This window comes from Rhizobacter sp. P3_B12 (assembly GCF_056402895.1).
The window spans coordinates 1-1,434 of record NZ_JBFUGN010001274.1 but is presented as its reverse complement, the minus strand read 5'-3'; the positions used below and the strand labels follow the sequence as shown (position 1 = coordinate 1,434).

Below are 1,434 nucleotides of genomic sequence, written 5' to 3'. Positions count from 1 at the left end.
AGCAGGAATCGGTCAAGCGCGACACCGAGATCGCGCAGCAGCAGATCCGGCTGCGGCTGATCGAGAACCAGGAGCAGCTGGTGCGCATCGCGCGCGAGATCGCCACCCGCACCATCGACCAGGACGAGTTCCTCGGCCAGGCCGCGAGCTTCACGCGCGAGCGCCCGGAGATCACGAACCTGATCTGGGTCGGTGCCAACCGCAGCCGCCGCGCCGGCTACGCCGCCACCGGCTTCCACCCGGAAAGCGGCTTCGGCGGCGAGGAGAGCAGCACCTCGGTGCCCAAGGAGGGCGCGAAGACCGAGCCCGAGGCCGCGTTCAGCGCCGCGCGCGACCTGCGCCAGCCGGTGTACTCGCGCCCGTTCACCGACCTGTACGGCACCGCGGTGTTCCAGGTGCAGGTGCCGCTGCTCGACCGCAGCGCGTTCTCGGGCACGCTGATCGCCGAGTACTCGATCGAGTCGCTGATGCGCTACTTCATCCCGGCCGAGGTGTCGACGCGGCACGCGGTGGCGCTGGTCGACAGCCAGGACCGCGTGCTCGCCAGCACCGTGACGCCGATGCCCGGCCAGCAGAACCGCCGCTCGGCCACCACCATCGTGCACGACGTGCCGCTCGCGCCGGCCGGCAACGGCCTGGTGCTGCGCGGCCAGGGCTACCGCACCTCGATCGGCCTGATCAGCAACACGCTGTTCTGGATGGTCGCCGCGCTGTCGGTGCTGACGGTGTGGATGCTGCTCGGCACCTGGCGCCACATGCGCCGGCGGCTGCAGATCCAGAGCACGCTGGTGTCGGAGACCAACTTCCGGCGCGCGATGGAAAACTCGATGCTGACCGGCATGCGCGCGATGGACATGGAGGGCCGCATCACCTACGTGAACCCGGCCTTCTGCGCGATGACCGGCTTCAGCGACGCCGAGCTGATCGGCCGCGTGCCGCCCTTCCCGCACTGGCCGCCCGAGCGCATCGAAGAGAACAACCGCCTGCTGCAGCAGGAGCTGCAGGGCCGCAGCCCGGCCGGCGGCATCGAGGTGAAGGTGATGCGCAAGGACGAATCGCAGTTCGACGCGCGCATGTACGTCTCGCCGCTGATCGACCCGAAGGGGCTGCAGACCGGCTGGATGACCTCGATGACCAACATCACCGAGGCCAAGCGGGTGCGCGACCAGCTGTCGGCCTCGCACGAGCGCTTCACCACCGTGCTCGAGGGGCTGGACGCCGCGGTGTCGGTGCTGTCGGTGCAGCAGGGCGAGCTGCTGTTCGCGAACCGCTCGTACCGCCTGTGGTTCGGTGCCGACGCGCGCGGCCACGCGCTGCTGGCCGGCGGCGACCCCGGCCTGCCGGTGATCGGCGGGCTGTCGGCGTTCGGCGACGACGGCGATTCGGTCGACAGCTTCGGCGGCCTGCCGACGCAGGAGCTGACCGAGGTCGGCT

The 1,434-nt window shown here is 70.4% G+C and carries 1 protein-coding gene; it reads left to right on the top strand.

All coding sequences use genetic code 11. The features are described 5' to 3' along the window. On the top strand, nt 1–1,434 hold a 1,434-nt coding region (locus tag AC1D01_RS34460), incomplete at both ends, for a PAS domain S-box protein (RefSeq protein ID WP_477873970.1).